The sequence below is a fragment of the Aeromonas sp. L_1B5_3 genome (assembly GCF_963866575.1).
Taxonomy (GTDB): domain Bacteria; phylum Pseudomonadota; class Gammaproteobacteria; order Enterobacterales; family Aeromonadaceae; genus Aeromonas; species Aeromonas jandaei.
The window spans coordinates 61,994-68,472 of record NZ_CAWMDN010000107.1; the positions used below are offsets into that span (position 1 = coordinate 61,994).

Genomic DNA, 6,479 nt, shown 5'->3' on the forward strand with positions numbered 1-6,479 from the left:
CAGGGGGCGAGGCTCACTATTGATCCAAAAGGAGACATTTTCAACACCTATTTAAAACATTTGTTTAACAGTTCTCGAGTAAAAGCTCCTCATCACAAAACGGGCAAAAGAGAGGCGCCTTGCGGCGCCTCGGATGACTGTGAGTTTGCTATCAACTGGCCAGTTCCGGCCGGTTGCGATACTGGTTCAGCACCTCGGGATCGGCGAGGGCATGGGTATTGTTGACGGGTCTATTGTGCACCACTTCCCGCACCGCCAGTTCGACGATCTTGCCGGACTTGGTGCGGGGGATGGCATCCACCTGCAGGATGCGGGCCGGCACGTGGCGGGCGGTGCAGTGCTGCTTTATTTGCTGGCGGATCCGCTCGCGCAGCGGTTCGTCCAGCTTGCAGCCCGCCTTGAGCTTGACGAACAGCACCACCCGCTCGTCCTGCTGCCACTGCTGGCTGATGACGATGCTCTCCTCCACCTCGTCCAGCTGCTCGACATAGCGGTAGATCTCGCTGGTGCCGATGCGCACGCCGCCCGGGTTAAGGGTGGCGTCGGAGCGGCCGTAGAACAGAATGCCGCCGGTCGGGGTCAGCTCGATCCAGTCGCCGTGACACCAGATGTTGTCGAACCGCTCAAAGTAGGCGGCGTGGTACTTGTCGCCGTTCTCGTCACCCCAGAAGTAGATGGGCTGGGCCGGGAACGGCTTGGTGCAGACCAGCTCGCCTTTCTCCCCCTGCACCGGCTGGCCCGCTTCGTTGAATACCTGCACCGCGAGACCGAGGCCGCGCCCCTGGCTCTCGCCGCGATAGACCGGGCTGAGCGGGTTGCCGATGACGAAGCAGGAGCAGATGTCGGTGCCGCCTGAGATGGAGCTGAGCTGCACATCCTGCTTTATCTGCTGGTAGACGTAGTCGAACCCTTCCGGCGACAGCACAGAGCCGGTGCTGCAGATCAGCCGCAAGTGCGGCAAGTCGTGGCTGTTGATGGGGGCATAACCCTGTTTGTGCAGAGCATCGAGATACTTGGCCGAGGTGCCGAACAGGGCGACCTGCTCGTCGCGGGCGAGATCCCACAGCACATTGCCATCCGGATAAAACGGTGAGCCGTCGTAGAGCACCAGAGTGGCGCCGGAGGCGAGGGCGCTTACCAGCCAGTTCCACATCATCCAGCCACAGGTGGTGAAGTAGAAGATGCGCTCCCCGGGCTTGATGTCGCAGTGCAGCTGGTGCTCTTTCAGATGTTGCAGCAGGGTGCCGCCGATGCCGTGCACGATACACTTGGGTTTGCCGGTGGTGCCGGAGGAGTAGAGGATGTAGAGCGGGTCATTGAAAGCCATCGGTTCGAACTGGAGGCCGGCGTCCGGTTGACTTGCCAGCAGTTGCTGCCAGTCGTGACCAAGCTGCAGCGGGTTGCCGAGCAGGGAGATCATCACCGTCTGCTCTATGCTGTCGATCTGGTTGACGACCCCTGCCACTTTGTCCTGAATATCAATGGCCTTGCCGTTGTAGCGATAGCCATCCACCGCAAACAGCACTCGCGGCCGTGTCTGGCCGAAGCGCTCTACCACGCTGGCCTCGCCAAAGTCGGGGCTGGTGGAGGTCCAGATCGCCCCCAGACTGGTGGTTGCCAGCATGGCTACCACGGTTTCCGGGATATTGGGCAGATAGGCGGCAACCACATCGCCACGACCAATCCCCTGATTGCGCAGCCATTGAGCCAGCCGGGCAACCTGTTCCCCAAGCTCACGCCAGCTGAGGGTGCGGCTTGGGCTCCCTTCGATGCGGGAGATGATGGCCGGGCTCTCGTCCTGGCGGCGCAGCAGGTTTTCGGCGAAGTTGAGGCGGCTGTCGGGGAACCAGCGGGTGCGCTGCATATCCTGACGATTCTCCGCCACTATGTTGCCGAGTTCGCCCTTGACGCCGCAGTGCTGCCACACCAGCGGCCAGAAGCGGGTGGTCTTTTCCACCGACCATTGCCACAGGTGCGGATAGTCCTGCAGTTGCAGGCCGTGGAAGCGGTTCACCTCTGCCATAAAGCGGTAGAGGTTGGATTGCTGCATCCTGAGCGGATCCGGTTGCCACAGGCAGAGGTTGTCCATGAGTAATCCCTGACTTCATGTATCTACCGGCAGTGTATTGAATTGTTTTTGATTTGTTAACGGCTGGTTCTCTGTTGATAACAAACACGTTTGTAACGTATGCGTTACCTCACGAAGCGGCTGCTTGACGGGTCGAGCCGCCAAGCGCTTGATGTTATGCTGCAATCACATTCACCTCGGAGCAGGACGCCATGAGCAGCTACAGCCAACTTTTTGCCCAGCATCTCGATACTTTGCAGCAACGCACCCGCGATATCCTGCAGCAACAGGGACTTGGCGGGCTGGCCATCCACTCCGGCCAGACCCACCGCATCTTCCTCGATGATCAGGATTACCCGTTCAAGGTAAACCCGCACTTCAAGGCCTGGTTGCCGGTGCTGGACAATCCCCACTGCTGGCTGCTGGTGGACGGGGTGAACAAACCAATCCTGCTGTTCTATCGTCCGGTCGATTTCTGGCACAAGGTGGCTGATCTGCCCAATGCCTTCTGGGTCGAGTTCTTCGATATCCGTTTCCTGACCAGACCGGAGCAGGTGGCCGATCATCTACCCGCCAACAAGCAGGAGTGGGCCTATCTGGGTGGTCATCTGGAAGTGGCCGAGCTGCTGGGTCTGACCCAGCCCAATCCGGAGGCGGTGCTCAACTACCTGCACTATCACCGTGCCTACAAGACCCCCTACGAGCTGGAGTGTCTGCGCGAGGCGAACCGCATCGGTGTCCGTGGTCATATCGCGGCCAAGGACTCTTTTATGGCAGGGGCGAGCGAGTTCGAGATCAATCTGGCCTACATGAAGGCTGTCGGGCAGGGGGCCAATGAGGCGCCCTACGGCAATATCGTCGCCATCAACCGCAATGCGGCCATTCTTCACTACACCCATCTCTCGGCCGTGCGGGTGCCTGATGCCGAGCGTTACTCCTTCCTGATCGATGCGGGCGTCGATTTCCACGGTTATGCCTCCGATATCACCCGTACCTGGGCGTGGCGGCGTGGCGAGTTTGCCGATCTCATCGCGGCGCTGGATGCGCAGCAGCAGGAGATCATCGGCGAGATCAAACCGGGCCGTCGCTACAGCGAGCTGCATCTGCAGATGCACCACAAGCTGGCGCGCCTGCTGCAAGCGACCGAGTTGGTGGATATGTCGGTGGACGAGATGATCCACACCGGGGTGACCAACGTCTTCTTCCCCCATGGTCTCGGCCATTTCCTCGGCCTGCAGGTACACGATGCCGGTGGTTTCATGCAGGATGAGCGCGGCACCCATCTGGCGGCTCCCGAGCAGTTCCCCTATTTGCGCTGCACCCGGGTGATGGAGGTGGGCCAAGTGTTCACTATCGAGCCGGGTCTCTACTTCATCGACAGCCTGCTGGAGCCGCTGCGTCAGGGCGAACAGGGCAAGCGAGTCAACTGGAACAAGGTGGAGGCACTGCGTCCGTTCGGCGGCATCCGCATCGAGGACAACGTGGTGCTGCACGCCAACGGGGTGGAGAACATGACCAGACAAGCAGGGCTCTGATGGCGGCAGCGTACCCCATTCCGGCCGCTCCATTGGAGCTCAGCGAAGAGATCAAGAAGAGCCGTTTCATAACCCTGATTGCCCACACCCCGACCGTCGAGGCGGCCAAGGGGTGGATCAACGAAATCAAGCGTCAACATCCGACAGCTCGCCATCACTGCTGGGCCTTTGTGGCGGGCGCACCGCAAGATAGTCAGGTCTATGGCTTCAGTGATGATGGCGAACCCTCCGGTACTGCGGGCAAGCCGATCCTGGCCCAGTTGATGGGGTCGGGGCTCGGTGAAATCTGCGCCGTGGTGGTGCGCTACTACGGTGGCATCCAGCTTGGCACCGGTGGACTGGTCAAAGCTTATGGCGGCGGCGTGGGGGCAGCCCTCAAGCAGCTGGTGACCGAACTCAAGGTGCCGCGCACTCCTTCCTCCATTCATTGCGACTATGGCGACATGGGCGTGGTCGAGTCACTGATCAGCAGTCACAACGGCGAACTGCTGGCTGCCGATTACGGCCAGCAGGTTACCCTGCAGGTGGCGTGGGAGTCTGCAGTCTGGGAGCGGGTTGACCGCGAATTGACCGACAGAACCCATGGGCGGGTATCCCTTCAGCCTTTAGATGGCTAGAATCCATCGCTCTTTATCGTTTTGAAGTAGGAGCCGGAATGCACACCCTGAGCATTATTCGCATCGTTGGCCTGCTGGTTGCGCTGTTCAGCTCGACCATGCTGCTGCCAGCGCTGGTTGCGTTTGGTTATCGGGATGGTGGCGGCGCCGAGTTCATCAAATCTTTCCTCATGGCCCTGTTGCTCGGAGTCGCGCTCTGGTTTCCCAACCGTTATCACAAGAAGGAGCTCAGAGCGAAAGAGGGTTTCCTCATCGTAGTGTTGTTCTGGGTGGTGCTGGGGAGCGTGGGGGCTGTGCCCTTTATTCTGAGCGATGCCCCGCATATGTCGGTTTCCGAGGCATTCTTTGAATCTTTCTCCGGCCTGACCACCACTGGCGCCACCGTGCTGACCGGGCTGGACAATCTGCCCAAGGCGTTCCTGTTCTACCGTCAGCTGCTGCAGTGGCTGGGGGGCATGGGGATCATAGTGCTGGCGGTCGCCGTACTGCCGCTGCTGGGTATCGGGGGCATGCAGCTCTATCGTGCCGAGATCCCGGGCCCGGTCAAGGATACCAAGGTGACGCCGCGCATCGCCGAAACGGCCAAGGCGCTCTGGTTCATCTACCTGCTGCTGACCGCGCTCTGTGCCCTAGCCTACTGGCTTGCCGGGATGACGCTGTTCGATGCGGTGTGTCATTCGTTTTCGACCCTGTCGGTCGGTGGTTTCTCTACCCACGATGCCAGCATCGGGTTTTTCAACAGTCCGGTAATCAACCTGATTACCGTGGTGTTCCTGCTGCTGGCCAGCGTGAACTTTGCGCTCCACTTTACTGTCTTTTCCCATCGACCTGTTCGGCTCGGGCGCTACCTCTATGACGCGGAGCTCAAGGTCTTTCTGGCCATCCAGGTGACCCTGGTGATGATCTGCTTTATCGCCTTGCTGACCCATGGGCACTACGCCACTTGGCAAGAAGCACTCAACCACGGTCTGTTCCAAGCGGTCTCTCTGGGCACCACCACTGGCTATAGCACCACTACGTATGCCGACTGGCCCTCTTTTCTGCCCATGCTGCTGATGTTCTCCGCCTTTATTGGCTGTTGTGCGGGCAGTACCGGCGGTGGCATCAAGGTGATGCGCTTCATGATCCTCTTCATGCAAGGGATGCGTGAACTGAAACGGTTGGTTCACCCCAGAGCTATCTATACCCTGAAGCTGGGGAAGCGGGCTGTGCCCGAGCGCATCGTTGAGGCGGTGTGGGGCTACTTCGCTACCTATATCATCCTCTTCTTTATATTCATGTTGCTGTTGCTGATGACGGGGTTGAACGAAGTGACAGCATTCACCGCCGTGGCGGCTGCTTTTACCAACGTAGGCCCGGGTCTGGGAGAGGTCTCTGCCAACTTCGGGAATATTTCACCCGCTGCACAATGGGTGCTGGTGTTGGCCATGTTGTTTGGCCGATTGGAAATTTTTACGCTTCTGGTACTGTTTACCCCTGCATTCTGGCGTAGTTGAGGTTGTTATGGACAAGATTCTGGTGCTTTATTCCTCTCGGGACGGTCAAACCCGCAAAATCATCGATGTCATGCTGGAGGAGATGCCGGGATGTGAAGTGGTGATGCACGATCTGCATACCCTGCCCAAGTGCAATCTCAGCAAGTACAAGAAGGTGTTGATCGGCGCCTCTATCCGCTATGGCAACTTCCACCCCAGCCTGCTCAGTTTTATTCATGCCCACCATGAGCAGCTGGAGGTCGCCAATGCCGCCTTCTTCTGCGTCAACCTGACCGCTCGCAAGCCAGAGAAGCAGACGCCGCAAACCAATGCCTATATGAAGAAGTTTCTGCGCCTCTCGCCCTGGAAGCCGAAAAACCTGGGGGTGTTTGCCGGTGCGCTGCAGTACTCTCGCTATAACTGGTGGCAGACCCGCATTATCCAGCTGATTATGAAGATTACTGGTGGTAGTACCGATACCAGTAAAGACCTCGAATTTACTGATTGGGAAAAGGTGCGCACCTTTGCACGCGAATTCTGGTCAAAAAGATAGCAATTCGATGTGAATATAGGGTTTATTGCCCCATAGAGCCCCGCCGATGCGGGGCTTTTGTTTAATAAAACAACGGTTGAAGCGAAAATCAGTAAAAAATGCCATTTTTTGCAATTTCCCTCTTGTCATCCCAGCGCGGCTCCCTATAATGCGCCCCTACCAGCACGGCGGAACACGCCAACCTGATGAGCCAGCTTCCTAGCGAAGTGGGCGCCGAAAGAAAAGCGAAAA

General features: G+C 58.6%; 5 protein-coding genes. 4 read left to right on the top strand and 1 reads right to left on the bottom strand.

Going from position 1 to position 6,479, the window contains the following annotated elements:
- Positions 1-151: 151 nt before the first annotated feature.
- A complete protein-coding gene (locus AACR93_RS08830) occupies positions 152-2,089 on the bottom strand; it encodes an acetoacetate--CoA ligase (RefSeq protein ID WP_043850523.1) in 1,938 nt (645 codons plus the stop codon).
- A gap of 191 nt (positions 2,090-2,280) precedes the next feature.
- On the opposite strand from AACR93_RS08830, the gene pepQ reads away from it, so the two are divergent.
- The 4 genes from pepQ to hemG are packed head-to-tail and all read left to right on the top strand — an operon-like array spanning position 2,281 to position 6,248.
- Entirely contained in the window at positions 2,281-3,603 is a 1,323-nt protein-coding gene (pepQ, locus tag AACR93_RS08835) for a Xaa-Pro dipeptidase (RefSeq protein WP_043850524.1), read from the top strand.
- Complete coding sequence (locus tag AACR93_RS08840; RefSeq protein WP_043850525.1) at positions 3,603-4,220, top strand: IMPACT family protein; 618 nt, start codon at positions 3,603-3,605, stop codon at positions 4,218-4,220. Before pepQ ends, AACR93_RS08840 begins: the two co-directional genes overlap by 1 nt.
- Positions 4,221-4,258: 38 nt before the next feature.
- The gene (locus AACR93_RS08845; protein WP_033112846.1) at positions 4,259-5,716 is read left to right on the top strand and encodes a TrkH family potassium uptake protein; all 1,458 of its coding nucleotides are present in this window, start codon (positions 4,259-4,261) and stop codon (positions 5,714-5,716) included.
- A 7-nt stretch (positions 5,717-5,723) separates the two neighbouring features.
- The gene (gene hemG, locus AACR93_RS08850; RefSeq protein WP_043850526.1) at positions 5,724-6,248 is read left to right on the top strand and encodes a menaquinone-dependent protoporphyrinogen IX dehydrogenase; all 525 of its coding nucleotides are present in this window, start codon (positions 5,724-5,726) and stop codon (positions 6,246-6,248) included.
- Positions 6,249-6,479: the final 231 nt, after the last annotated feature.

Bases quoted from the DNA above. Each gene is read 5' to 3' on its own strand.
- AACR93_RS08830 (WP_043850523.1), bottom strand. From the start codon at position 2,089: ATGGACAACCTCTGCCTGTGGCAACCGGATCCGCTCAGGATGCAGCAA.
- pepQ (WP_043850524.1), top strand. From the start codon at position 2,281: ATGAGCAGCTACAGCCAACTTTTTGCCCAGCATCTCGATACTTTGCAG.
- AACR93_RS08840 (WP_043850525.1), top strand. From the start codon at position 3,603: ATGGCGGCAGCGTACCCCATTCCGGCCGCTCCATTGGAGCTCAGCGAA.
- AACR93_RS08845 (WP_033112846.1), top strand. From the start codon at position 4,259: ATGCACACCCTGAGCATTATTCGCATCGTTGGCCTGCTGGTTGCGCTG.
- hemG (WP_043850526.1), top strand. From the start codon at position 5,724: ATGGACAAGATTCTGGTGCTTTATTCCTCTCGGGACGGTCAAACCCGC.